Annotated in this window: 17 protein-coding genes, 2 pseudogenes and 1 riboswitch; of the genes and pseudogenes, 7 read left to right on the forward strand and 12 right to left on the reverse strand. The window is 72.2% G+C overall.

Annotated elements, in window-relative coordinates; translation table 11 throughout:
• The first annotated feature begins 253 nt into the window (after positions 1–253).
• A complete protein-coding gene (locus tag EES43_RS03440) occupies positions 254–3760 on the forward strand; it encodes a GDSL-type esterase/lipase family protein (protein WP_164493114.1) in 3507 nt (1168 codons plus the stop codon).
• Positions 3761–3869: 109 nt separating this feature from the next.
• Here the strand turns inward: EES43_RS03440 and EES43_RS03445 are convergent, their stop codons facing one another.
• Positions 3870–4583: a TetR/AcrR family transcriptional regulator gene (locus EES43_RS03445; protein ID WP_124267294.1), complete on the reverse strand. Its 714-nt coding sequence runs from the start codon at positions 4581–4583 to the stop codon at positions 3870–3872.
• A 310-nt stretch (positions 4584–4893) separates the two neighbouring features.
• Here EES43_RS03445 and EES43_RS03450 point away from each other — a divergent pair, with 310 nt between their 5' ends.
• From EES43_RS03450 to EES43_RS03460, 3 genes are read left to right on the forward strand one after another with little or no spacing between them, the layout of a single operon-like run.
• On the forward strand, positions 4894–5091 hold the full coding sequence (locus EES43_RS03450) for a ferredoxin (RefSeq protein ID WP_124267295.1): 198 nt from the start codon (positions 4894–4896) through the stop codon (positions 5089–5091).
• Positions 5088–6308 carry an NAD(P)/FAD-dependent oxidoreductase gene (locus EES43_RS03455; protein ID WP_206429987.1) on the forward strand — a complete coding sequence of 407 codons (1221 nt, stop codon included), beginning with the start codon at positions 5088–5090 and terminating at the stop codon, positions 6306–6308. Before EES43_RS03450 ends, EES43_RS03455 begins: the two co-directional genes overlap by 4 nt.
• Before the next feature lie 60 nt (positions 6309–6368).
• Positions 6369–7601: a cytochrome P450 gene (locus EES43_RS03460; RefSeq protein WP_124267296.1), complete on the forward strand. Its 1233-nt coding sequence runs from the start codon at positions 6369–6371 to the stop codon at positions 7599–7601.
• Positions 7602–7750: 149 nt separating this feature from the next.
• Here the strand turns inward: EES43_RS03460 and EES43_RS03465 are convergent, their stop codons facing one another.
• Entirely contained in the window at positions 7751–9109 is a 1359-nt protein-coding gene (locus EES43_RS03465) for a peptidase C39 family protein (RefSeq protein WP_124267297.1), read from the reverse strand.
• 263 nt (positions 9110–9372) lie between these two features.
• Between EES43_RS03465 and EES43_RS03470 the strand changes: the two are divergent.
• Positions 9373–9983: pseudogene (locus EES43_RS03470) on the forward strand (hypothetical protein); the annotation flags it as partial.
• Between the two features lie 374 nt (positions 9984–10357).
• Positions 10358–12259: an AAA family ATPase gene (locus tag EES43_RS03475; RefSeq protein ID WP_124267299.1), complete on the forward strand. Its 1902-nt coding sequence runs from the start codon at positions 10358–10360 to the stop codon at positions 12257–12259.
• Positions 12260–12363: 104 nt separating this feature from the next.
• Here the strand turns inward: EES43_RS03475 and EES43_RS03480 are convergent.
• The 10 genes and pseudogenes from EES43_RS03480 to ribD form a co-directional block, all read right to left on the reverse strand.
• Positions 12364–13469: pseudogene (locus tag EES43_RS03480) on the reverse strand (hemolysin family protein).
• Positions 13466–14824, reverse strand: a complete 1359-nt coding sequence (locus tag EES43_RS03485) for a hemolysin family protein (protein WP_124267300.1) — start codon at positions 14822–14824, stop codon at positions 13466–13468. Before EES43_RS03485 ends, EES43_RS03480 begins: the two are co-directional and overlap by 4 nt.
• A 181-nt stretch (positions 14825–15005) precedes the next feature.
• Positions 15006–15476, reverse strand: coding sequence for a PH domain-containing protein (locus EES43_RS03490; RefSeq protein WP_124267301.1), 471 nt, complete (start codon positions 15474–15476; stop codon positions 15006–15008).
• A 41-nt stretch (positions 15477–15517) separates the two neighbouring features.
• On the reverse strand, positions 15518–16366 hold the full coding sequence (hisG, locus tag EES43_RS03495; protein ID WP_124267302.1) for an ATP phosphoribosyltransferase: 849 nt from the start codon (positions 16364–16366) through the stop codon (positions 15518–15520).
• A gap of 70 nt (positions 16367–16436) precedes the next feature.
• On the reverse strand, positions 16437–16709 hold the full coding sequence (locus EES43_RS03500; protein WP_018490177.1) for a phosphoribosyl-ATP diphosphatase: 273 nt from the start codon (positions 16707–16709) through the stop codon (positions 16437–16439).
• Between the two features lie 35 nt (positions 16710–16744).
• A complete protein-coding gene (ribH, locus tag EES43_RS03505; protein ID WP_124267303.1) occupies positions 16745–17230 on the reverse strand; it encodes a 6,7-dimethyl-8-ribityllumazine synthase in 486 nt (161 codons plus the stop codon).
• Between the two features lie 47 nt (positions 17231–17277).
• On the reverse strand, positions 17278–18576 hold the full coding sequence (locus EES43_RS03510; protein WP_124267304.1) for a bifunctional 3,4-dihydroxy-2-butanone-4-phosphate synthase/GTP cyclohydrolase II: 1299 nt from the start codon (positions 18574–18576) through the stop codon (positions 17278–17280).
• A complete protein-coding gene (locus EES43_RS03515; RefSeq protein ID WP_124267305.1) occupies positions 18573–19217 on the reverse strand; it encodes a nicotinamide mononucleotide transporter family protein in 645 nt (214 codons plus the stop codon). Before EES43_RS03515 ends, EES43_RS03510 begins: the two co-directional genes overlap by 4 nt.
• Positions 19214–19822, reverse strand: a complete 609-nt coding sequence (locus EES43_RS03520; protein WP_124267306.1) for a riboflavin synthase — start codon at positions 19820–19822, stop codon at positions 19214–19216. Before EES43_RS03520 ends, EES43_RS03515 begins: the two co-directional genes overlap by 4 nt.
• Positions 19823–20923, reverse strand: a complete 1101-nt coding sequence (gene ribD, locus EES43_RS03525) for a bifunctional diaminohydroxyphosphoribosylaminopyrimidine deaminase/5-amino-6-(5-phosphoribosylamino)uracil reductase RibD (RefSeq protein WP_124267307.1) — start codon at positions 20921–20923, stop codon at positions 19823–19825.
• A 173-nt stretch (positions 20924–21096) separates the two neighbouring features.
• A riboswitch (FMN riboswitch) is annotated at positions 21097–21227 on the reverse strand.
• A 266-nt stretch (positions 21228–21493) separates the two neighbouring features.
• Between ribD and EES43_RS03530 the strand changes: the two genes are divergently transcribed.
• Complete coding sequence (locus EES43_RS03530; protein ID WP_124267308.1) at positions 21494–23851, forward strand: chitinase C-terminal domain-containing protein; 2358 nt, start codon at positions 21494–21496, stop codon at positions 23849–23851.
• Positions 23852–23886 lie beyond the last annotated feature (35 nt).

Genomic DNA, 23886 nt, shown 5'->3' on the forward strand with positions numbered 1-23886 from the left:
CGCGACACCCGGCACCGGCTCACCGGGCCGCACACACCCTTGACGCGCTGTCAACTGTGCTGCCGGCAGAGCCGGCCCGCACCTGGGAAAGGCGCACGTACCATCGGTGCGGACTCAGACGTGACGCGAAGCCGGCGTCACCGCAGTCCTTCCACTCCCCGCGGCGTCCCTCTCCTGGGTACCGCACGCGTAACCCTCACCCAGTCAGAAAGCTCTGTTGTCAACCATGTCAAGATACAGACCCGTCCGCGCTGTGCGGCGGCGCATACTCGGCGGAATCGCCGCCGCGACGGCCGTCACGGCCGTCCTGGCCACCTCAGGCCCGCTGTCCTGGGCGAGCACCTCCTCCGCCCCGGCCCCGTCGACCGCCCCGGCGGGGCAGCGGTCCGTGCAGACGGGGGAGCGGACGACCGCCGGCGCGCGGGAGTTCGGGCAGAGGAATCAGAGGAGGGCGACGGCGGCGACGCCCGTCGTCCCCGCTCGGGCCGCTGCTCCGGCGCAGAAGGCGAAGGACGCCGACGTCCCGGGCGACTTCACCTCCTGGGCGCAGTTGTTCCGTGTGCAGGACGAGATGAACGAGACCGCCCATGCGCTGGAGGAATCGGCGGGGCAGAACGGCGGGCAGGGGTTCGCCGGTGTGATCGCCGCGCCGGAGAAGAAGCGGGTCACCCTGTACTGGCGGGGCGCGCTGACGCCGGCCGCCAAGGCCGCCATCGCGGACAGCGCCACGCCGGTGGTGGTCGAGCAGGCCCCGTACACGGCCGAGGAACTGTCGCAGGCGTCGGCCCGGGTGTCGCGGCTGGCCGGTGCCGCCGGGGTCCGGCTCACCGAGATCATCAGGCCGCAGGACGCGAGCGGACTGAAGGCGTCGGTGGAGGGGGACGAGGCCGAGGCGACCCGGCTGAAGAAGGCCGTGACCGCGGCCGGCCTGGGAGTGCCGGTGAGCGTCGCCGCGGGCGGAAAGGTCCACACCAGCCTGAGCAGGTCGGACGACCAGGGGCTCGGGGGCGCGCAGATGGTCTCCCCGGTCTGCAGCACGGCGTTCGCCGTCACCTACGGGGGAGCTGACGCGATGCTGACCGCCGATCACTGCTTCCCCCGCGGCTACGGCGACGAGAGGCACTCCGTCGGACCCAGCGGTCAGCCGAACGGCCCGGCCTTCGGAAGCCGGGTCTCGCCCAAGCACTGGGACGAGAAGTCGTACGCGTACATCGATGTCGCCGTGCTGGACCAGCGCAATGGGACCGAGTACTACCCCGGGATCTGGACCGGCGGGAGGGCCGGCTCTCCGACGTCCACGCAGACAGAGGCAGATGTCACCGCCGCCCAGAAGCCGGTGGAGGGGAACTACGTCTGTCAGTCCGGCGCCCGTTCGGGCGAGGTGTGCAATATCAGGATCACGGCCCGCGTCGACATGTACACGGCCAGTGCCACCGACAGCCAGGGCAACTCGACGATAACGCCCTACGGGAACGGCTGGCAGGCGAAGAAACAGGCCACCGCGAGCGACCCCAGCACCATCGCGGGGCGGCGCGGCGACAGCGGCGGCCCCGTCTACCTCTCCGCGGGGAAGGACGCCGGGACCGGCCGGACGGTGACAGCGACAGGCATCGTCTCGGCAGGCATGGGCACGCCCTTCGTCTGTGAGACCGTCAACGGCGGAACCACCAGCTGCTTCAAAACGATCATCTTCGTCGGGATCGACGTGGCTCTCAACGCTCTCGACACAGCTCGACCGACCGCGTTGACGGCCACCGACGCCAACAACACCGGTGTCAGGAAGGCGGTGCACTTCAGGGGGCAGGAGTCGAATCAGGGTTCACCCATGTCGCCCGAGCCGGCCCTTCACGCCCAGTTGGTGAGCGAGAGCGGTGTCACGCTCGCCTACGACGCGGTGAAAGACGAATACGACGGCTCCATCATGGGCTACGACCGCGCCAAGTGGGAATTGCATCAGGCGCCCGACGGCAGCTGGAAGTTCCAGAACCTCGCCCACCCGAACCTGTTTCTCGCACCTGGCGACGACTCGGGATACCGGCTCGTCCCCGCGGGGGGCTCCTTCTTCCAGCTACGGCACGGGGACATCTGCGTCGCGGCCGAGTCGGTGATGGGCATGGCCAACATCGGAGACATCTGGTCGATGGGATGTGACAGCAGCAAGAGCTCCCAGCGGTTCAGGCTGGTGCCGCTGGGCGATGCCACGTTCGGGGCCCTGGATCCGGTGCCTCCCGCCGAACGCACCACGAGAACCCCCGCCGTGAAGCCCGCGTCCGGCCCCGGGCTCGCCGTGATGCCGCTGGGCGACTCGATCACCCTGGGCGTGGGCAGCACCACGCGCACCGGCTACCGGCCCCTGCTGGCACGCCGTCTCGCCGACACCACGGACGCCCTGCGGTTCGTCGGCTCCCTGCGGGACGCCGACGGCACTCGTCACGAGGGCCACTCGGGCTGGCGCATCGACCAGCTCCAGGCGAACATCGGGCCCTGGCTGACCGAGGCGAAGCCCAATGTCGTGCTGATGCACATCGGCACCAACGACATGGACCGCGACCACCAGGTCAGCACCGCGCCCCAGCGCCTGGGCGCCCTCATCGACCAGATCCACGCGGCCTCGCCCGACACCGCGGTCGTCGTCGCCTCCCTCGTCCCCGCGGCCGAACCCGCCGTCCAGTCCCGGGTCACCGCCTACAACCGGGCGATCCCCGGCATCATCGCCGACCGGGCCGCCAGGGGCTACCGGATCACCCAGGTCAGCATGGACAGCCTCACCACCGCCGACCTGAATGACAGTCTCCACCCCAACAACGCGGGCTACCAGAAGATGACCGAATCCTTCCTCGGCGGGATCGCGACCCTCTCCCGCAACGGCTGGATCAAGGAAAAAATCGAGGTCAAGCCCCTTCCGCCCCAGCAGCCCGCCACCGTCGGCGACTACGACGTCGACATCAACGGCGACGGCCGGGCCGACTACCTCGTCGTCGACGACAACGGCGCCGTCCGCGCCTACACCAACACCGCCGGCGCCAACGGCGCCGTGAAGTGGACCGACCAGGGCTACATCGCCTCCGGCTCCACCGCCTGGACCGGTGGCCAGGTCCGCTTCGCCGACGTCGGCGGCGACGCCCGCGCCGACTACCTCGTCGTGGAACCCAACGGCGCGACCCGCGCCTTCGTCAACCAGGGCGGCGACGGTCGCGGCGGATGGGAGTACCAGGGCTACGTCGCCTCCGGCTCCGCCTCCTGGACCGGTGGCCAGGTCCGCTTCGCCGACGTCGGCGGCGACGCCCGCGCCGACTACCTGATCGTCGGCCCCGACGGGGCCACCCGTGCCTTCCTCACCACCACCAACGCCACCACCGGCTCCGTCAAACTGGTCGACCAGGGCGTCATCGCCTCCGGCTCCGCCTCCTGGACCGGCGACCGGGTCCGCTTCGCCGACATCGGCGGCGACGCCCGTGCCGACTACCTGATCGTGGAACCCAACGGCGCGACCCGCGCCTTCGTCAACCAGGGCGGCGACGGTCGCGGCGGATGGGACGACCGCGGCACCGTCGCCTCGGGCTCCACGGCCTGGACCGGGAGCCAGGTCCGCTTCGCCGACGTCGGCGGGGACGGCCGGGCCGACTACCTGATCGTCGACGACAACGGCGCCATCCGCGCCTTCACCAACACCGGCACCCCCACCGGCCCCGTCAAGTGGACCGACCAGGGCGTCATCGCCACGGGCACGGGGGCGCCCGGCAGCCGGATCCGCATCTAGGGCCTGTTGATCCCCCCGGACGGTCTTTCCCTCCGGTGACCCGCGCGACACCAGGGCCTCCGGGCCTCCCGGGACTCAGTTCCCCGGGAGGCCCGGAGGCCCTTCGACGTCAGCAGCCGCGGTGCTCAGCCTGCGGCTTCGGCTCGGCTTCGGCTTCGGCGGCCCGGCCCTCTCTCGTGACGAGCCCGCCGGGCGGGTGGTCGTACGTGCCCTCGTCGCGCTGCGGCAGAGGGGCCGGGGGCGGAGGGAGGGGGCTGGCTCCGGCGGGGCGCAGGGAGTCCAGGATGAGCACGATGTAGCGGCGCCAGCCCTCGGTCTCGGGGGCCATGTTCCACAGGACGCTGATGAGCATCCCCGTGATCTTCTCCATGTCGGCGGGGACCAGATCGGCCCGGATGACACCGGCCGCCTGCCCGCGCCGGACGAGCAGCACCTGCGCGTCGGTGTACGGGGCGGTGACCTCCGCGGTGAGGGCACCGGCGTCGTTGGCCGCGGCCACGATGTCGCGCTCACGGGCCACCAGCGACAGCGTCGACTCCAGCAGCGTGACCAGGCCGCGCCAGGGGTCCTCGTCGCCCAGCGCCCGCTCGATGGCCGGGGAGAGCTGCTCCGCCATGCTCTGCTTGAGCGCGGCCTTGACCAGGGTCTCCTTGTTCGAGAACCGGCGGTACAGCGTGGCGATGCCCACGCCGGCGCGATGGGCGATGTCTTCGAGCATCGCGTCGGGGCCGATCTCGGCGTACACCTCCCGAGCGGCTTTCAGGATCCTCTCGGAATTGCGCGCGGCGTCCGCGCGCAGCTGCCGTCCGGCATCGGTCGCCATGGCCCTAAGGGTAGCAGCCGATAGCCGGCTATCACTGACCGCCCGCCGGGAGCAAGCGCCTCCGGTACGGCGCGCCGCACGACCCCTGCCCACGGAGAGGATCTACGCCCACTGCCGATATCCGATAGTTGACTATCGATTCAACGTGAGGTTGACTGCGGCCAAGCGGTAGTTGGCTATCGCTTCAACGTCCGTCGCGTGGGGCTCGCTCCCGACGGACCGGTTGGTCGGCAGGTCCCGTCCGTCCGTCGCTCTCCGGATACGGCTCCGGAGGCGGCGCGGAACGCGGCCCGAATGGAGGAGGTTCCCGATGAAGGTGGAAGTCGACGCTCCGAAGTGCGTCGGTTCCGGGCAGTGCGTGCTGCTCGCCCCTGAGGTCTTCGATCAGCGCGACGAGGACGGCATGGTCGTGCTGCTGGACGAGACGCCCCCGCCGGGGGTGCACGACATGGTCCGCGAGTCGGCGATGGTCTGCCCGGCCGCGGCCATCCACGTGGCGGAGTCGTGAACCGGATCGTGATCGTCGGGGCCTCCGCGGGCGGGCTGGCGACCGCGGAGGCGCTGCGCGGGTCGGGGTACGAGGGCGGGATCACGCTCATCGGCGACGAGCCGCATCTGCCGTACGACCGGCCCCCGCTGTCGAAGCGGATCCTGACCGGCACGGAGCGGCCGAGCGGGCTCGCCCTGCGCCGGAAGGAGCACATCGGCGCCCTGGGGCTGGACCTGCGCCTCGGGGCGAGGGCGACCGGGCTGGACATGGCCGCCCGGACGGTGCGACTGGCCGACGGAGCCGTCGTCCCGTACGAGGCACTCGTCGTCGCGACGGGCGTGCGCGCCCGCCGACTGCCGGGATCCGGCCACCTGTCCGGCCGTATGACCGGTTCGCACACGCTGCGCACCGTCGAGGACGCCCTGAGGCTCAAGGCGCGGCTCCTCCCGGGGCGGCGGCTGGTGATCGTCGGCGCCGGATTCGTCGGCGCCGAGGTGGCGGCGGTGGCACGGGGGCTCGGAGTGGAGGTGACCGTGCTGGAATCGGCCCCGGTCCCGATGGCACAGGCCATCGGCGGTCAGGCCGGACAACTGCTGGCCCGGGCGCACCTCGACCACGGCGTCCGCCTGCGCACCGGGGCCGCGGTCGCCGAGATCCTGAGCACCGACGGCCATGTCACGGGGGTCGCCCTCGCCGACGGAAGCGTGATCCCGGCCGACGACGTGCTGGTCGCCGTCGGCTCGCTCCCCAACACCGAATGGCTCCACGGCAGCGGGCTCACCCTCGACGACGGGCTGGTGTGCGACGAGTTCAGCGCCGCCGCTCCCGGCGTGTACGGGGTCGGGGACGCAGCACGCTGGCACAACCCGCTGTTCGGCACGACGATGCGCATCGAACACCGCACCAACGCCGCTGAGCAGGCCATCGCCGTCGCCCGCAACCTGCTCGCCCCGGAACCGGCCCTGCGCCGACCGTACGCACCCGTGCCGTACTTCTGGTCCGACCAGTACGACATGAAAGCCCAGGCGTACGGATTCCTGCGCGGCCACGACGAAGCGGCCGTCGTGGAGCAGGACGCGTCGCGGAAGCGCTTCCTCATCGCCTACCGCCGGGAGGACCGGCTGGTCGGTGTGCTGGCCGCCGGTGTGCCGCCGAAGACCCTGCACGCCTGGCGAGCGCTCATCGCGGCCGGCAGTCCCTGGGCGCAAGCCGTGAGCGGCGCGATCGCCGCCTAGGGACCGTCAGACGCCCCCTCATCCCTCGCCCCTCGCCCCTCATCAGCAGCGGAGAGATCCATGAGTTCGACCGACACGACCATCCACACCTCCGACGACGCCCTGTCCGCCTTCCCCGGTGCGCGCTCCGCGCGCTGCCCCTTCGACCCGCCCGCGGAGCAAGCCGCCTGGCGCGACAGCCCCGGTCTGCGGCGAGCGACGCTGCGCGGTGAGCCGGTATGGGTGGTGAGCAGGTTCGCCGACATCAGGAAGGCCCTCAACGATCCCCGGATCAGCGCGGACAGCACGCGCCCCGGCTTCCCTCGGGCCCAGGCGCTGTCGAGCTTCGAGGGAGCCCCGCAGTCCTTCCCGCGGATGGACGACCCGGAGCACGCCCGGCTGCGCCGCATGCTCACCGGCGACTTCACCGTCAGGAAGGTGGATCAACTGCGCCCCAGGATCGAGGAAATGGTCGATGGCATCCTCGACGAGATGATCAGCCGTGGACAGCCGGCGGACCTCGTCCAGGATTACGCGTACCCCGTGCCCTCCATGATGATCTCCATGCTGCTCGGCGTCCCTTACGCCGATCACGCGTTCTTCCAGCATCACAGCAACACCCTCGTCTCCCACAGCCCCTCGGACGAGGAGAAGGGGGTGGCCAGCAGGGCGCTCTTCGACTACCTGCTCGAACTCGTGGCGAGCAAGGACAGGGAACCGACGGACGACATCATCAGCCGGTTGGTCCGTGAGCGCGTCGCCACCGACGAGATCAGCCGGGAGACAGTGGCGACGACCGCACTCACCCTGCTGTTCGCCGGACACGAGACCACGGCCAACATGATCGGCCTGAGCACCCTGGCTCTCCTCCAGAACCCCGGCCAGCTCGCCCGGATCCGCGACACGGACGACCCGGCCCTGACGGCGAACGCCGTCGAAGAGCTGCTGCGCTACCTGACGATCGTCCAGGACCTCGTCCTGCGGGTGGCGACCGAGGACGTCACCGTCGGCGGGCAGCTCATCCGGGCCGGTGAAGGCATGCTCATGAACGTCCCCGCCGGCAACCGCGACGGGACCTTCTTCGACCAGCCCGACGTCCTCGACATCGACCGCAACACCCGCGGGCACCTGGCCTTCGGCTACGGCGTCCACCAGTGCATAGGACAGGCGCTCGCGCGCGCCGAACTGCAGATCGCGCTGTCCGCTCTGCTCCGCAGGCTGCCGCGGCTGCGGCTGGCGGTGCCCATGGAAGAGGTGGAGTTCCGGACCGGTGGCAGCACCTACGGCCTGAGCCGGCTGCCCGTCGCCTGGTAGCCGGTCCGACGCGGCGCGCGCCCGGTTCCGGCCCGGCACTCCTGCGGGCGCCGGGCCGGAACCGGGCCGGGGGCGGCGCTACGCACCTCCGCGCGGAAGCGGGAACCGGGACCTGAGGTCGGGGGCCCGGGGCCTGCGCCCGCACCTGCTCACAGCAGCCCGAGCGAGCGCAGCACCCGGTGCTGGCCGAGCGTCGGGCGGGTGGGCCAGTAGACGTAGCAGACGCCGCCCGTGCCGCTTCTGACCTTGCCGTTCGCGTCGTAGCGCTTGGTGCGCAGCCAGATGCTCTCCCACTCGCGCCGCCGGTAGACGCGGCGCACCGCCGGGTTGTCCGGGGACGCCGGGTCGTTGGCGATCACGTCGCCGTCGTCGGTGAAGCCGATCACCGTCATCAGGTGGCCCGCCGTCCCGTAACCGGCGCCGGTCAGTTCCTTCTCCAGGAACGACTGCGAGGTGATGACCGGGATGCCGGCCCCGATCAGGCGCTCCACGTCGGCGAGCGAGCCGAGGCGGGTCACGACGGCGTTCATGTCCCGGTAGGCGGCGGCGTAGGCGGCGTTGAAGGGCCAGTTGCCGCAACCCTCGTACTGGTAGTCGTACGTCTGGCGGGCGGCGTGGCATACCTGGGGGTCGGGCAGGCCGGGCTTGACCCAGGCCAGCTCCGCCGCCGTCGGCCTGCGGCCCCAGTACTCGATGATCATCTGCGAGGAGGTGGGGCTGCACCACGCCTCGCCGCCGTTGTCGTACTCGGGGTACTGGCCGATGTGGACGTTCTGCGAGTAGCGCGGCACCCGCAGTTCGCGGGCGCGGCCCGGCTCGGTGGCCGGCACCGTGAACCGGTCGGGCACGTCGGAGGCCATCGCGCCCACCCGCCACACGGTCGGGGTGAGCCTGCTGCCGGGCGTGCGGTAGAGCGTGAGCCGCAGCCGGTAGGCGGTCAGGCGGACCCCGCTCGCCGGATCGTCGACGGAGAAGGTGTCGGTCCACACCGAGCCGCGGGAGTCGCCCTGGCCGTCGAGGGAGGTGCGCCGGATGTCCCCGTCGCCCGACGCCCAGCGGCCCATCACGAACCACGGGGTCGCGGTGCCGTCCGCGTAGCTGCCGCTCAGCTCGATCTGGATCCAGGTGCCCGCGGGCGTACGGGCGTTCCAGGAGGCGATCACCTCGGTCGCGGGGACGGCGGAGCGGTGCCGGGGCGAGGTCCAGGTGGCGTACTCCCAGGCGGCCGTCCTGCCGGTGTGCGGGTCGGTGTAGTCGGTGCGGCCGGCTGCCGTGGCGATGACCAGGCCGGGGCGGGTGCCGGGGAGGGGGCGGGCGCCGTCGCCGGTGCCGCTGCGCCAGTCCGTGTACGTGTGCCAGAAGCGGTTGTCCACGTGGGTGTCCGGTGAGGAGGGGGCGGGGCTGCGCCCGGGAGCGGAGGCGGCTGCGGCGGTCGCCGCCGTTCCGGCGGACGCGGCGGCGGCGAGCGCGGCGGCAAGGACGGTTCTGCGGGACGTCGGACTGGTCATGGCGGGGACCCCCGGTGGTGAGTGGAAGTGGGGCTGCGGGCGTCGGTCGGTGCGCCAACTATCCCCGGTCGCGGCGCGGTCGGGCCAGTGATTCGCGCTGCGTCGCCGCACCAATTTCGGTCTGGACCACTGGCGCGGCCTGCGGCCGGGTCGCACCCGTCACGGGCGTGGCCTGCGGACCGGGGCGCAGCCGTCACGGCGTGGCCTGCGGACCGGGCCGTACCGGCCGTCCTGCGGCACGCACCGGCCTCTACCCTGGAACCATGAACGACCTGGCCCGCCACGCCGACGGCCTGCGCTCGCTCCCCCCGTCCTGCGGACCCGTCCGGCTGGTCGCGGTCGACGGGCACGCGGGATCGGGGAAGAGCACCTTCGCCGCCCGGCTCGCGGCGGCGCTCGGCGGCGCGCCGGTGCTGCACCTGGACGACCTCGCCACCCACGAGGAACCGTTCGGCTGGACGGACCGGCTGCGCACACAGGTGCTGCTCCCCTTTTCGCGCGGCGTGCGCGCGCGCTACGCCGCGTACGACTGGACCGAGCGGCGCTTCGGACCGGTGCGGGGTCTGGAGCCCGCGCCGGTGGTGCTCATCGAGGGCGTGGGCTCCGGCCGCCGCGCGGTGCGGCCCTTCCTGGCGGCCCTCCTCTGGATGGAGCTGGACCGGGAAGCCTCCTGGGAGCGGGGCCGACGGCGCGACGGTCCCGGTCTGACCGCGTTCTGGGACGGCTGGAGCGTCGCGGAGCGGCGGCACTTCGCGGACGATCCGTCACGCCCGCACGCGGACGCGCTGGTACGGCAGGGCGAGCGCGGGTACGAGTGGCCCGCGGGACCCGTGCGACAGCGGGAGTGAACCGTTTCGTCACCCACCGTAGGCGTCGCCCCGCGGCCCGCCGGGGGTCGGAAATCGCCGGAGAAGTGCCTCAACTCCGCTTGACCGGGGGGCCGGACTGGTCTTACGTTCTCATTGTGCGGCTTTTCGAAGCCCCCGCAGACGCGAAGCCCCCGGTTGTTCCCCCGTGATCGGGGGCTTCGTTCTGCGCGCGCGCCCGCCCCGCGACGACCACACAGAGCGATTCGCTCACCCTGGGTCACCATCGGGCGGTCCGCCGCCGAGCGAGTGTGCGCCCCCTGCGCAGGTACGATGCACCTCGGCGCGGTCAATTCCCTTCCCCCGCGCAGTGATTCAGCGCGCTCCGATGGGCATGCTGTGCGGGCGGGACATCCTGGGGGCACGGTTTGTGGGGGACCTGATGGACATCGGCACACAGGGCGCACAGGCCCCCGCCGACCTCGCCTGGCTGCGCGGCATGGACGCCTACACGATGGGCGCCTACCCGCAGGCCGAGGAGGAGTTCCGGGCCGCGGTGCGGTTCGATCCGGGCATGGCGGACGGCTGGCTCGGCCTGCACGCCCTGCGCGTCGACACCACCACGGCCCTGTTGCGCATGTACCGCCACCGCGAACGCTTCGGCGAGCAGCGGGCACGCCACCGCCGTACGCTCAACTCCTGGTACTGGCTGGGCTGGTGGGTGCAGCCGGTGCTGGAGAGTCCGCGCGACCTGCTGCTCGCGCACGCCTCGCACTGGCTGGACGGCCGCCATGTGCCGGAGCTGGACCGGGCGTTGGCCGGTCTGCCGCCGGTCGACGCCGACCCGCAGGTGCGCTTCCTGCACGCCTGCCGGTCCTACCTGGTCAAGGACTGGGAGCAGCTGGTGCGCTGCACCGAGCAGTTGGTGGACGATCCGATGCTCGGCATCGAGGCGGGCCTGTTCGGCGGGATGGCGCGGGTGCGGCTGGAGATGTTCGGCCAGGCCGAACCGCTGCTCTCGGCCGCGCTGATGCGCTGCCGCAGCGAGCAGCCGCAGCGCAAGGAGCTGCGCTACTGGCTGGCCCGCGCCCACGAGGGCACCGGGCGCAGCGCCGCCGCCCTGCCGCTCTACCGCGCGGTGCACCGGGTCGACCCGGCCTTCATGGACACCTCCGCCCGACTGGCCGCGATCTCCGAGGGCGACGGGTACGACGAGTCGGCGGACCTGGCCGCGGTGACGCTGGCCGGTTTCGGCTCGGAGGGCGCGGGCGCGGAGCCGCAGCCCGAGGGCGACGCCCTGGTCGGAACGGACCTGGTGGACGGCCGCGAGCCGTGGCCGGGAGTGGACCCCGGCCCGGATCCCGCGCCCGCTCCGCCCGCCCCGGTCGAGGGCGCGCGCCGCAAGGCGGCCGGCTCGGTGGCGCGGCCCGTCTTCCCGGCCGGGCCCAGCGATCCCGCCCTGCTGGCCGAGGCCCTGGCCCAGTTGGAGCGCATGGTCGGCCTGGAGCCGGTCAAGCGGCAGGTCAAGGCGCTCTCGGCGCAGTTGAACATGGCACGGCTGCGGGCCGAGCAGGGACTTCCGGTGCAGCCGCCGAAGCGGCACTTCGTCTTCTCCGGCCCCTCCGGCACCGGCAAGACCACGGTGGCCCGCATCCTCGGCCGGGTCTTCTACGCGCTCGGTCTGCTGGGCGGCGACCATCTCGTGGAGGCCCAGCGGGCCGATCTGGTCGGGGAGTTCCTGGGGCAGACGGCGGTAAAGGCCAACGAGCTGATCGACTCGGCGCTCGGCGGGGTGCTCTTCGTCGACGAGGCGTACAGCCTGGCCAACTCCGGTTACAGCAAGGGCGACGCGTACGGGGACGAGGCCCTTCAGGTCCTCCTCAAACGGGCCGAGGACAACAGGGACCACCTCGTCGTCATCCTCGCGGGTTACCCCGAAGGGATGGACCGGCTGCTGGCCACCAACCCGGGGCTCTCCTCACGGTTCACCAGCCGGGTCGACTTCCCCAGCTACCGGCCCCTGGAACTCACCGCGATCGGCGGGGTGCTGGCCGCCGAGAACGGCGACCTCTGGGACGAGGAGTCGCTGGACGAGCTGCGCAGCATCAGCGGTCACGTGGTGGACCAGGGCTGGATCGACGAGCTGGGCAACGGGCGCTTCCTGCGCACGCTCTACGAGAAGAGCTGCGCCTACCGCGACCTGCGGCTCTCCGGCTATCCGGCCGCGCCCACCCGCGAGGACCTGGCGACCCTGCGGCTGCCGGACCTGATGCAGGCGTACGGCGAGGTGCTGTCCGGTCGCGGCCCGGCCGGCCGCGGGCAGCAGGAGCCGGGCGGGGGCTGAGGCCGCCCGCCGCACCGGCTCCGCCGGATCCGCGGCGACGGAGGTCCGCGCGCCGCGGGCCGGTCCCCCGTCCCCGGGTCCGGCCCGCGGCGCGCGGACGGGCCCTACGTGCCGAGCACCGCGGTCCGGCGGCCGGGGCGCTCCGGCGCGGGCGCGGCCACCGTGCGGCGGGGCGCCGACACCCGGTGGGCCGGGTCGCGGACCTCGCCCACCAGCGTCTCCAGGACATCCTCCATGGCCACCAGCCCGAGGACCCGGCCCGAGCCGTCCGCCACCTGGGCCAGGTGCGTCGCGGCGCGGCGCATCACGGTCAGCGCGTCGTCGAGCGGGAGTTCGCCCCGCACGGTCGCCATCGGCCGCCAGATGTGCTGCGGGACGGCGCGGTCGGGCTCCTCCAGTTCCAGGACGTCCTTGACGTGCAGATAGCCCATGAACGGGCCGCCGCCCTCGGCGCAGACCGGGAAGCGCGAGAAGCCGGTGCGCACGGTCAGCTCCTCGATGCGGCGGGGGTGACGGAGGGGTCGACCGTCACCAGGGCCGCCCGTTCCAGCAGCACGTCGGTGACCGGCCTGCTGCCCAGGACCAGGGCGTCCTCCAGCCGTTCCTGCGCCTCCGGTTCGAGCAGCCCGGCCTGCCCGGAGTCCTCCACCAGGCGGTTGAGCTGTTCGCTGGTGAAGACGGCCTCCACCTCGTCCTTCGGTTCGACCCGGAACAGCCGCAGCACCAGCCGGGCGCAGGCGCCGAGGCCGGTGGTGACGGGGCGGCAGAGCCGGGCGAAGGCGACCAGACCGGGGCTGAGCAGGAGCGCGGTCCGCTCGGGCGCGGCCATGGCGAGGTTCTTGGGAACCATCTCGCCGATGACCAGGTGCAGGACGACGACGAGCACGAGCGCCAGGGCGAAGCCCAGCGGGTGGACGAGTCCTTCGGGGATGTGCGCCGCGTGGAAGACCGGCTCCAGGAGGTGGGCGACGGTCGGTTCGGCGACGGCCCCGAGGGTCAGCGAGCAGACGGTGATGCCGAACTGCGCGGCGGCCATCATGCGCGGCAGGTTCTCCAGCCCGTACAGGACGGTGCGGGCGCGGGCCGATCCGCGGGCGGCGAGCGGTTCGACCTGGCTGCGGCGGACGGAGACGAGCGCGAACTCCGCTCCGACGAAGAACCCGTTGGCCAGGACGAGCACGGCGGCGAACAGCAGTTGGAGCAGGCTCATCGCACGGCCTCCAGCAGGCCCCGCGCGGGCGCGTCCGGCCGCGGGTCGGCCGTCCGGGTGAAGCGGACGCGTTCGGCGCGGTAGTGGTCGACGCGGCGGACGGCGATGCGCCAGCCGGGCAGTTCGGCGTGGTCGCCGGGGACGGGGATGCGGCCGAGCAGATCGGCGACCAGGCCCGCGACGGTCTCGTAGGGTCCGTCGGGGACGTTCACGCCGGTCCGGCGCAGGGACAGGATCCGGCAGCTGCCCTCCGCCTCCCACGCCGTGCGGCCGTCCTCGCCGGTGGCGGGGGTCAGTTCGGGGCGGTCGGAGCCCTCGGCGTCGTGTTCGTCGCGGACCTCCCCGACCAGTTCCTCGATGATGTCCTCCAGCGTGACGACCCCGGCCGTGCCGCCGTACTCGTCGACGACCACGGCTATCGGCTGCTCGTGCCGCAGCCGGCGCAGCAGTTGTTCGACGGGCAGGGTCTCGGGGACCAGGAGCGGGGCGACGGCGATCCGTCCGGCCGGGGTGCGCAGGCGCTCGCGGGCGGGGACGGCGAGGGCGTCCTTGAGGTGGACCATGCCGACGACCTCGTCGATCCGCTCCCGGTAGACCGGGAACCGCGAGAGGCCGGTGGCGCGGGTGAGGTTGAGGACGTCCGCGGCGGTCGCGGACGACTGGAGGGCGCTGACCTTCACCCGGGGGGTCATGACGTGCTGGGCGGTGAGCCCGGCCAGGGACAGGGTCCGTACGAAGAGGTCGGCGGTGTCCTGTTCCAGGGCTCCGGCCCGCGCGGAGTGGCGGGCCAGCGAGACCAGCTCGCCGGGGGTGCGGGCGGAGGCGAGCTCGTCGGTGGGCTCGACGCCCAGCAGCCGTACGAGACGGTTGGCCAGGGCGTTCAGCAGGGTGATCACCGGCCGCAGGAGGGTGGCGAAGCGGTGCTGGGGTCCGGCGACGAAGCGGGCCACCTGGAGCGGCCGGGAGACCGCCCAGTTCTTCGGGACGAGTTCGCCGACGACCATCTGCACGCCAGAGGCGAGCAGCATCCCGAGGACGACGCCGACGCCGGGCACGGCTCCCGCGGGCAGGCCGGTGGCGGTGAGGGGTCCGGCGAGCAGGCGGGCGAGCGCCGGTTCGGCGAGCATGCCCACGACCAGCGAGGTGATGGTGATGCCGAGCTGGGTGCCGGAGAGCTGGAAGGAGAGTTCGCGCAGGGCTTCGACGACGGTACGGGCCCGTCGGTCGCCCTCGGCGGCGGCGCGTTCGGCGTCGGGCCGTTCCACGGTGACGAGCCCGAACTCGGCCGCCACGAAGAACCCGTTGGCGAGGATGAGGAGGAATGCCGCGCTGAGCAGCAGCAGGGGGGTGGTCATGCCGCCGCCTCCGGGGAAGGGGCGGCGCAGGTACTACCGGACGATCCGTCCATTGCTGGAGGGAGTCACTCCTTGGGTCGCAGGAAGTCCCCGCGGGCCTGGTGGCCGTACGTCTCGGTGCGGGGCGGGGCGCACGGGGCGCCGCCGCCCACCAGAGTAAGGGCCCGGGCGGTGCGGGGGCTCAGCCGGCCGCACCGGTGTCGTCGGCGCGGGAGCCCCGGGAGTCGGCGAGGGAGCGGAGCGCGCGGGCGTCGCGGATGGCCTGCTGCTTGGCCATTCCGGGCTGGATGCCGAGCGCGGGCAGGCTGGTGCCGTCGCTGAGGTCGAGGAAGACCCACGGGTCGCCGGCCCGCAGGTTGACGCGGAGGATCTCCTCCCAGGCCAGCCTGCGGGTGCGCGTGAGGTTGACGACGGTGACCCCGCTGTCGTCGGCGGTGACCCGGGGCCTGCTCAGCAGGGCCAGGACGCCGAGGAAGAGCGCGGCGACGAAGATGAAGCTGACCCGCTCCCCCGTGTTCAGCCGCTCCAGTATCAGCGCGATGGCGGTGATCACGGCGAACATGGCCACGCCGACGCTGAGCATGACCACCCGGGTGAGGGTGGGCCGGAAGGTGACCGGGAGGGCGGGCGGTTCGGTCCTGGGCGCGGACATCGGGGTCTTCTCCGTCGTCGGGGTGCGGGAGCCGTGGGCCGTCAGAGGCGGCAGGCGTGGATGGCCGTGGTGAGGATGGCGCGGGCCCCGAGCTCGTAGAGGTCGTCCATGATCCGCTGGGCCTCCTTGGCGGCGACCATGGAGCGGACGGCGACCCAGCCCTCGTGGTGCAGGGGGGAGATGGTCGGCGACTCCAGGCCCGGCGTGAGGGCGACGGCGCGCTCCAGGTGCTCGACGCGGCAGTCGTAGTCCATCATCACGTAGGAGCGGGCGACCAGGACGCCCTGGAGGCGGCGGAGGAACTGGCGCACCTTGGGGTCGTCGGCGGGCGCGCCGTTTCGCCGGATGACGACCGCCTCGGACGTCATGATCGGCTCGCCGATCACTTCGAGTCCGGCGTTGCGCAGGCTGGTGCCGGTCTCGACCACGTCGGCGATGACCTGGGCGACGCCGAGCTCGATGGCGGTCTCGACCGCGCCGTCGAGGTGGACGACCGACGCCTCGACCCCTGCCTCGGCGAGGTGGGCGGCGACGATGCCCTCGTAGGAGGTGGCGATCGTCATGCCGTCGAAGTCCTGCGGGCCGTGGGCCGTGCCGGGCTTGGTGGCGTAGCGGAAGGTGGAGCGGGCGAAGCCGAGCTGGAGGATCTCCTCCGCCTGCGCGCCGGAGTCCAGCAGCAGGTCGCGGCCGGTGATGCCGATGTCCAGCCGGCCGGAGCTGACGTAGATCGCGATGTCCCGGGGGCGGAGGTAGAAGAACTCCACCTCGTTCTCCGGGTCGACCAGGACCAGCTCCTTGGACTCCTTGCGCTGCTGGTAGCCGGCCTCATGGAGCATCGCCATCGCAGGCCCGGAGAGTGAACCCTTGTTGGGGACGGCGATGCGCAGCATGAGGTCGGGTTTCCTTATGTCGGAGGGGGTGGGGGGCGGAGCCGGTGTGCGGGCGGGGCGCGGGGCCGGCTCAGAGATGGGCGTACACGTCGTCGAGCGAGATCCCGCGGGCGACCATCATCACCTGGACGTGGTACAGCAGCTGCGAGATCTCCTCGGCGGCGGCTTCCTTGCCCTCGTACTCGGCGGCCATCCAGACCTCGGCGGCCTCCTCGACGACCTTCTTGCCGATGGCATGCACGCCCTTGTCGACCAGTTCGGCGGTGCGCGAGGTGGAGGGGTCGCCTTCGGCGGCCTTGAGCTGGAGCTCGGCGAAGAGCTCTTCGAAGGTTTTGTTCGCCATGATGGTCCCTAGAATACGGGGTCGCCGACCCGCGCTCAGCGCCAGGGTTCGTTGACGGTGCGCAGCGTGGCCGCGGTGGCGACCGCGGCGGTGACCGCTTCGTGGCCCTTGTCCTCGTGGGAGCCTTCGAGGCCGGCCCGGTCGAGTGCCTGCTCCTCGGTGTCGCAGGTCAGTACGCCGAAGCCGACGGGGACGCCGGTGTCGACGGTGACCTGGGTGAGGCCGAGGGTGACGCCCTGGGACACGTACTCGAAGTGGGGCGTGCCGCCCCGGATGACCACGCCGAGCGCCACGATCGCGTCGTAGCCGCGTCCGGCGAGCACCTTGGCGACGACCGGCAGCTCGAAGCTGCCGGGGACCCGCAGCAGGGTCGGCTCGTCGATGCCCAGCTCGTGCAGGGCGCGCAGGGCTCCGTCGACGAGTCCGTCCATGACCTTCTCGTGCCACTGGGCCGCGATCACGGCGACCCGCAGGTCTCCGCAGTTGCGTACGGACAGTTCGGGTGCACCCTTGCCGCTCATGTCTCTCCTGTTGCTCGTCGCCGGGGTCGTGGTCCGGTGGTGGTGGGTTACTGGTTGGCGCAGGTCGACGCCGGGGCGGCGTCCAGCCAGGGCAGGTCGTGGCCCATCCGGTCGCGCTTGGTCCGCAGGTAGCGCAGGTTGTGCTCGCCGGCCTGGACGGGCATGGGCTCCCGGCCGGTGACGGCGAGGCCGTGGCGCAGGACGGCCGCGGTCTTGTCCGGGTTGTTGGTCATCAGGCGCAGGCTGCGCACGCCGAGGTCGTCCAGGATCCGCGCGCCGACCGCGTAGTCACGGGCGTCGGCGGGCAGGCCGAGTTCCAGGTTGGCGTCGAGGGTGTCCACGCCGCGTTCCTGGAGCTCGTAGGCGCGGAGCTTGGAGAGCAGGCCGATGCCGCGCCCCTCGTGGCCGCGGAGGTAGACGACGACGCCGCGGCCCTGTTCGGTGATGCGGCGCATGGAGGCGTGCAGTTGGGGGCCGCAGTCGCAGCGCTGGGACTGGAAGACGTCGCCGGTCAGGCATTCGGAGTGGATGCGGACCAGGACGTCCTCGCCGTCGCCGAGGTCGCCGTGGACGAGGGCGACGTGTTCGACGCCGTCGACGGTGGAGCGGTAGCCGTACGCGGTGAAGGCGCCGAAGGCGGTGGGCAACCGGGTGGCGGCCTCGCGGCGGACGGTCGGCTCGCTGCCGCGGCGGTAGGCGATCAGGTCCTCGATGGAGATGATCGTCAGGCCGTGCTTGCGGGCGAACGGGACCAGCTCGGGCAGCCGGAGCATGACGCCGTCCTCGCCCGCGATCTCGACGATGGCCCCGGCGGGGCGCAGTCCGGCGAGCCGGGCGAGGTCGACGGCGGCCTCGGTGTGGCCGTTGCGGACCAGGACCCCGCCGGCGCGGGCGCGCAGCGGGAAGACGTGGCCGGGGCGGACGAAGTCGGCGGGGCCGGCCGTGCCGCCCGCGAGCATCCGCAGGGTGGTGGCGCGGTCGGCGGCCGAGATGCCGGTGGTGACGCCGTGCGCGGCGGAGGCGTCGACGGAGACGGTGAAGGCGGTCCTCATCGACTCGGTGTTGTGCTCGACCATCTGCGGGAGTTCGAGGCGGTCGAGCTCGTCGCTCTCCATCGGGGCGCAGATCAGGCCGCGGCACTCGCTCATCATGAACGCGACGATCTCCGGGGTCGCCTTCTCGGCGGCGATGACGAGGTCGCCCTCGTTCTCGCGGTCCTCGTCGTCCACGACGACGACGGGCCGGCCGGCGGCGATGTCGCGCACGGCCTGTTCGACGGGGTCCAGGACGAGGGCCGGTTCGAGCGGGTCGTGGCCGGCGGGCGGCCAGGTGGGCGGTGCGTTCATGCCGTGGCTCCTTCCAGAGCGGGTGTCCGCGTGCGCAGCCACCAGTCGCGCATGCCCCACAGGACGAGCGCGCCGTAAATGACGTAGACGAAGCCGGAGAAGGCGAAGCCGTTGGCGAAGTTCAGCGGGACGCCGACCAGGTCGACCAGGAGCCAGGCGAACCAGAACTCGACCATGCCCCGGGCCTGGGCGTACATCGCGACGACGGTGCCGACGAAGATGTACGCGTCCGGCCACGGGTCCCAGGACAGCGACGGGAACGCGGTGAACAGTCCGCCGACGGCCAGGGTGCCGAGCGCGGCGGCGCCGATCAGGACGCCGCGCTCGCGCCAGGTGGCGAAGCGGACGGCGATGGAGCCGTCCTGCGCCTGCCGCCTGCCCCGGTTCCAGGACCACCAGCCCCACAGGGCGACGACGATGACGACGAGCTGTTTGCCCGCGCTGCCGGAGAGGTGGGCGGAGGCGAAGGCGACCAGGAGGATCACGCCGGACAGCAGTTGGGCGGGCCAGGTCCAGATCGAGCGCCGCCAGCCGAGGGCGAGGGCGATCAGGCCGACGGTGTTGCCGATCATGTCCGACCATTTGATGTGCTGGCCGAAGACGGTGAACGCCTCGGAGTTCAGCCAGTGCGCGGCGTTCATCGCGGGTCCTGTCCGGTCCGGTCGCCGAGCAGCCGTTCGACGTACTTGGCGATGACGTCCACCTCCAGGTTGACCGGGTCGCCGGGCCGCTTGTGGCCGAGCGTGGTCAGGGCGAGGGTGGTGGGGATGAGGCTGACGGTGAAGTGGTCGGTTCCGGCGTCGACGACGGTGAGGCTGACGCCGTCGACGGTGATGGAGCCCTTCTCGACGACGTACCGGGTCAGCTCGAGCGGCAGGAACACCTTGACGATCTCCCAGTTCTCCGAGGGCCGCCGCTCGACGATGGTGCCGGTGCCGTCGACGTGGCCCTGGACGATGTGCCCGCCGAGCCGCCCGCCGAGCGCCATGGGGCGCTCCAGGTTGACGCGGGATCCGGTGGTCAGCGCGCCGAGGCTGGAGCGGTTCAGGGTCTCCGCCATGACGTCGGCGGTGAAGTGGCCCTCGCCGGTCTCCACGACCGTCAGGCAGACGCCGTTCACCGCGATGGAGTCGCCGTGCTTGGCGCCCTCGGTGACGACGGGGCCGCGCAGCCGGAAGCGGGAGGCGTCCTCCAGGCGCTCGACGGCGGTGACCTCACCCAGTTCTTCGACGATTCCGGTGAACACTCAGTTTCCCTTCCGAGCAGGGGCGGGGACGGCGGTGACGCGCAGGTCGGGGCCGATGCGGACGGCCTCGGTCAGGTCGAGGCGCAGCGCCTCGGAGAGGGTGGGGATTCCGGCGTCGGCGAGGGCCGCGGGGCCTGCGCCGAGCAGGACGGGCGCGAGGTAGCCGACGACCTTGTCGACCGCTCCGGCGGCGACGAACGCGCCGGCGAGGGTGGGCCCGCCCTCCAGGAGCACCGAGCGCACGCCGCGTGCGTGCAGGGCGGCGAGGAGCGCTCCGACGTCCAGGCCGGGGCCGGTGGCGGCGCGGGGCAGGCGCAGGACGACCGCCTCGGGGAGGTGGCCGGCCGGGGCGTCCTCGGCGACCGCGACCAGGGTGGGCGCGGAGGCGTCCAGGACGCGTGCGCCGGGGGTGACGGCCGCGGCGTTCGTGTCGAGGACGACCCGCAGCGGCTGGGTCGCGCCGTCGATGCCGCGTACGCCCAGGTGGGGGTCGTCGGCGCGGGCGGTGCCGGAGCCGACGAGGACGGCGTCGGCCTCGGCGCGCAGCCGGTGGACGTCGGCGCGGGCCTCGGGCGAGGTGATCCAGCGGCTGGTGGCGTCGGCGGCGGCGATCCGGCCGTCGAGGGTGGCGGCGTACTTCCACAGGACGTACGGACGCCCCAGGCGCACGGAGGTCAGCCAGGCGGCGTTGCCTGCCTCGGCCTCCTCGGCGAGGAGGCCCTGCTCGACCTGGACCCCGGCCCGGCGCAGCGTGTCCGCACCGCCGGCGGCCCGGGGGTCCGGGTCGCCGACCGCGTACACGACGCGGCTGATCCCCGCGTCCAGGAGGGCCTGCGCGCACGGGCCGGTGCGGCCGGTGTGGGCGCAGGGTTCGAGGGTGACGTAGGCGGTGCCGCCGCGGGCCCGTCCGCCCGCCGCGCGCAGGGCGTGGATCTCGGCGTGCGGTCCTCCGGCGCGCTGGTGGAAGCCTTCGCCGACCGGTTCGCCGGCGGCGTCGGTGATGACGCATCCGACGACCGGGTTGGGGCTGGTGGAGCCGAGACCGCGGGCTGCGAGCGCGACGGCTCGGCTCATGGCGGTGATGTCGGCTGCGGTGGCCACCGGGTCCTCCTGCCTCTTCGGGCACGGACTCCGGGGCCTGTCGATGTCGACAGAAGAAACGGGTCACCCACGCGAACGCCGACGGTCGGACGCATCACCGCGGACGCGCCGAAGCGTCGGAGCTCCGGCCCTGCGTCCGCCGAGAACGACGGCGGCGTACCGATGACGACCCGCCGCGCACTGCCTCCCATCCGGACTTTAACCGTCGGTCCAGGAATCCCACCTGGTCAACCGGCCGCTGGCTGCGGACGGGTCGCGGACTATAACCGCCGGTTCGGAATTGCACCGACCCCGGAGTGCGCTGCTACTGGTACCCCACAAGTCTGCCACGCCCGCTCGACGGCCATGCGAGTGAGCCGCTGTGGGCTGGATCACACGATACCCGGCCCGTTCCCGGCGCGGGAAAGTTGCCTCTTAAAGGTCCAGACCTATTGACGCACTGGTCTAGTCCTCTTAATCTCTGCGTCACCTCCGAGGTCCGGTCCGGCGGTGTGCGCACACCGGGACCCCGACGCGACCCACCTCCGTTCGCCGTTGTGTTCCGCCGACCTCCCCAGGAGGAACGTCCCCATGCTGTCCCCCACTCGGGCGAGAGCCACCCTGCTCGCCGCCGTCGGCGCCGTCGCCGGCCTGCTGATGAGCTCGCTCGCCGCCACCCCGTCGGCCGCCGCCGACCAGGAGTCCTGCCGTCCCGACGGGCTCTACCGGACGCCCGGCGTCGACGTCCCCTACTGCTCCGTCTACGACACCGACGGGCGCGAGAAGATGGGCGCGGACCACCAGCGGCGTGTCATCGGGTACTTCACGAACTGGCGTACCGGCAAGGACGGCAAGGACGCCTACCTGGTCCCCGACATCCCGTGGGACAAGGTCACGCACCTGAACTACGCCTTCGCGCACGTCGACGGCGCGAACAGGATCTCCGTCGGCCCCGACGGCGCGGACAACGCCTCCACCGGCATGACCTGGCCGGGCGTCGCGGGCGCCGAGATGGACCCGCAGCTCCCCTACAAGGGGCACTTCAACCTGCTCAGCACGTTCAAGAAGCAGCACCCGAACGTGAAGACCCTGGTCTCGGTGGGCGGCTGGGCCGAGACCGGCGGCTACTTCGGCCCGGACGGCAAGCGGGTCGACTCCGGCGGCTTCTACGCCATGGCCACCAACGCGGACGGCTCGGTCAACCAGGCGGGCATCGACACCTTCGCCGACTCCACCGTCGCCTTCGTCAAGAAGTACGGCTTCAACGGCGTCGACATCGACTACGAGTACCCGACGACGATGAAGGACGCGGGCAACCCGCTCGACCACACGCTCTCCAACGGCCGCCGCGCCGGCCTCGTCAAGGGCTACTCCGCCCTGATGAAGACGCTCCGCGAGAAGCTGGACCGCGCGGGCGCCGCCGACGGCAGGCACTACCTGCTGACCGTGGCCGCCCCCTCCTCCGGCTACCTGCTGCGCGGCATGGAGACCTTCCAGGTCCAGAAGTACCTGGACTACGTCAACATCATGTCCTACGACCTGCACGGCGCCTGGAACGAGTACGTCGGCCCCAACGCCTCGCTCTTCGACGACGGCAAGGACGCCGAACTGGCTCAGGCGGGCGTCTACTCGACCTCCCAGTACGGCGGCACCGGCTACCTCAACACCGACTGGGCCTACCACTACTTCCGCGGCTCGATGCCGGCGGGCCGGATCAACATCGGCCTGCCGTACTACACCCGCGGCTTCAAGAACGTGCAGGGCGGAACCGACGGACTGTGGGGCAGGGCGGCCACCACCGACTGCCCGGCCGGCGCGGGTCTGACCACGTGCGGCGACGGCGCGGTCGGGATCGACAACCTCTGGCACGACAAGGACGCCGACGGGAAGGAATCGCCCGCCGGTTCCAACCCGATGTGGCACGCGAAGAACCTGGAGAAGGGCATCGTCGGCGACTACGTGAGCGACTACGGATTCCCCGCGAGCACCCGGCTGACCGGTACGTACGTCCGCAGGTACGACTCCACGCTGGTCGCCCCGTGGCTGTGGAACGCGCAGAAGAAGGTGTTCCTCTCCACCGAGGACGAGCAGTCGGTGAAGGCCAAGGCCGCCTACGTCGTGGACAAGGGCATCGGCGGCACGATGATCTGGGAGCTGGCGGGCGACTACGCCTGGAACGCGGCGAAGGGCCAGTACGAGACCGGCTCCACGCTGACCACCGCGATGTACGACGTCTTCAAGGCGTCGACCCCGTACGGCGCGAAGCGCTCCACGATCGCCCTGCCCACCGAGGCGGTGGACATCGACGTCTCCTTCGACCGGTTCCCGCTCGGCGACTCCAACTACCCGATCAGCCCCAAGCTGAGGATCACCAACCGGACGCAGGCCACCCTGCCCGGCGGCACCGAGTTCCAGTTCGACTACGCCACCTCCGCTCCGGCCAACGCCAAGGACCAGTCCGGCTTCGGCACGACGGTCATCCGCAGCGACCACACGGCGGCCGGCAACATCGGCGGTCTGAGGGGCGACTACCACCGTGTCTCGCTGAAGCTGCCGGCCTGGCAGACCCTGGCCCCCGGCGCCTCGGTGGAGCTGGACTTCGTCTACTACCTGCCCACCTCCACGCCCTCCAACTGGACCGTGGCCTTCGGGGGCAGGTCCTACTCCCTCGCCGGCGACCTGGCCCGCGGCACGAAAACCGTCGAGCCCGGCACCGGAACGGGCCCGACGCCGACGCCCACCCCGACGCCGACCGGGCCGACGCCCACCCCGACGCCGACGCGGCCGGGCGGCGCCTGCCCCGCCGCCTGGAACGCCGCCACCGAGTACGGCGGCGGCTCCACCGTCAGCCACGGCGGCCGGCAGTGGAAGGCCCAGTGGTGGACGAAGGGCGAGACCCCCGGATCGACCGGGCAGTGGAGCGCCTGGAAGGACCTCGGCGCCTGCTGACCTCCTCCCGACCGCCCGGCGGTGAGCGGATCGCC

Source organism: Streptomyces sp. ADI96-02 (assembly GCF_003846185.1).
Taxonomy (GTDB): Bacteria; Actinomycetota; Actinomycetes; order Streptomycetales; family Streptomycetaceae; genus Streptomyces.

Excerpts from the sequence above, each read along its gene's own strand:
- EES43_RS03445 (WP_124267294.1), bottom strand. The coding sequence starts at position 4,583 with ATGGCGACCGATGCCGGACGGCAGCTGCGCGCGGACGCCGCGCGCAAT.
- EES43_RS03450 (WP_124267295.1), top strand. The coding sequence starts at position 4,894 with ATGAAGGTGGAAGTCGACGCTCCGAAGTGCGTCGGTTCCGGGCAGTGC.
- EES43_RS03460 (WP_124267296.1), top strand. The coding sequence starts at position 6,369 with ATGAGTTCGACCGACACGACCATCCACACCTCCGACGACGCCCTGTCC.
- EES43_RS03465 (WP_124267297.1), bottom strand. The coding sequence starts at position 9,109 with ATGACCAGTCCGACGTCCCGCAGAACCGTCCTTGCCGCCGCGCTCGCC.
- EES43_RS03475 (WP_124267299.1), top strand. The coding sequence starts at position 10,358 with ATGGACATCGGCACACAGGGCGCACAGGCCCCCGCCGACCTCGCCTGG.
- EES43_RS03485 (WP_124267300.1), bottom strand. The coding sequence starts at position 14,824 with ATGACCACCCCCCTGCTGCTGCTCAGCGCGGCATTCCTCCTCATCCTC.
- EES43_RS03490 (WP_124267301.1), bottom strand. The coding sequence starts at position 15,476 with ATGTCCGCGCCCAGGACCGAACCGCCCGCCCTCCCGGTCACCTTCCGG.
- hisG (WP_124267302.1), bottom strand. The coding sequence starts at position 16,366 with ATGCTGCGCATCGCCGTCCCCAACAAGGGTTCACTCTCCGGGCCTGCG.
- EES43_RS03500 (WP_018490177.1), bottom strand. The coding sequence starts at position 16,709 with ATGGCGAACAAAACCTTCGAAGAGCTCTTCGCCGAGCTCCAGCTCAAG.
- ribH (WP_124267303.1), bottom strand. The coding sequence starts at position 17,230 with ATGAGCGGCAAGGGTGCACCCGAACTGTCCGTACGCAACTGCGGAGAC.
- EES43_RS03510 (WP_124267304.1), bottom strand. The coding sequence starts at position 18,576 with ATGAACGCACCGCCCACCTGGCCGCCCGCCGGCCACGACCCGCTCGAA.
- EES43_RS03515 (WP_124267305.1), bottom strand. The coding sequence starts at position 19,217 with ATGAACGCCGCGCACTGGCTGAACTCCGAGGCGTTCACCGTCTTCGGC.
- EES43_RS03530 (WP_124267308.1), top strand. The coding sequence starts at position 21,494 with ATGCTGTCCCCCACTCGGGCGAGAGCCACCCTGCTCGCCGCCGTCGGC.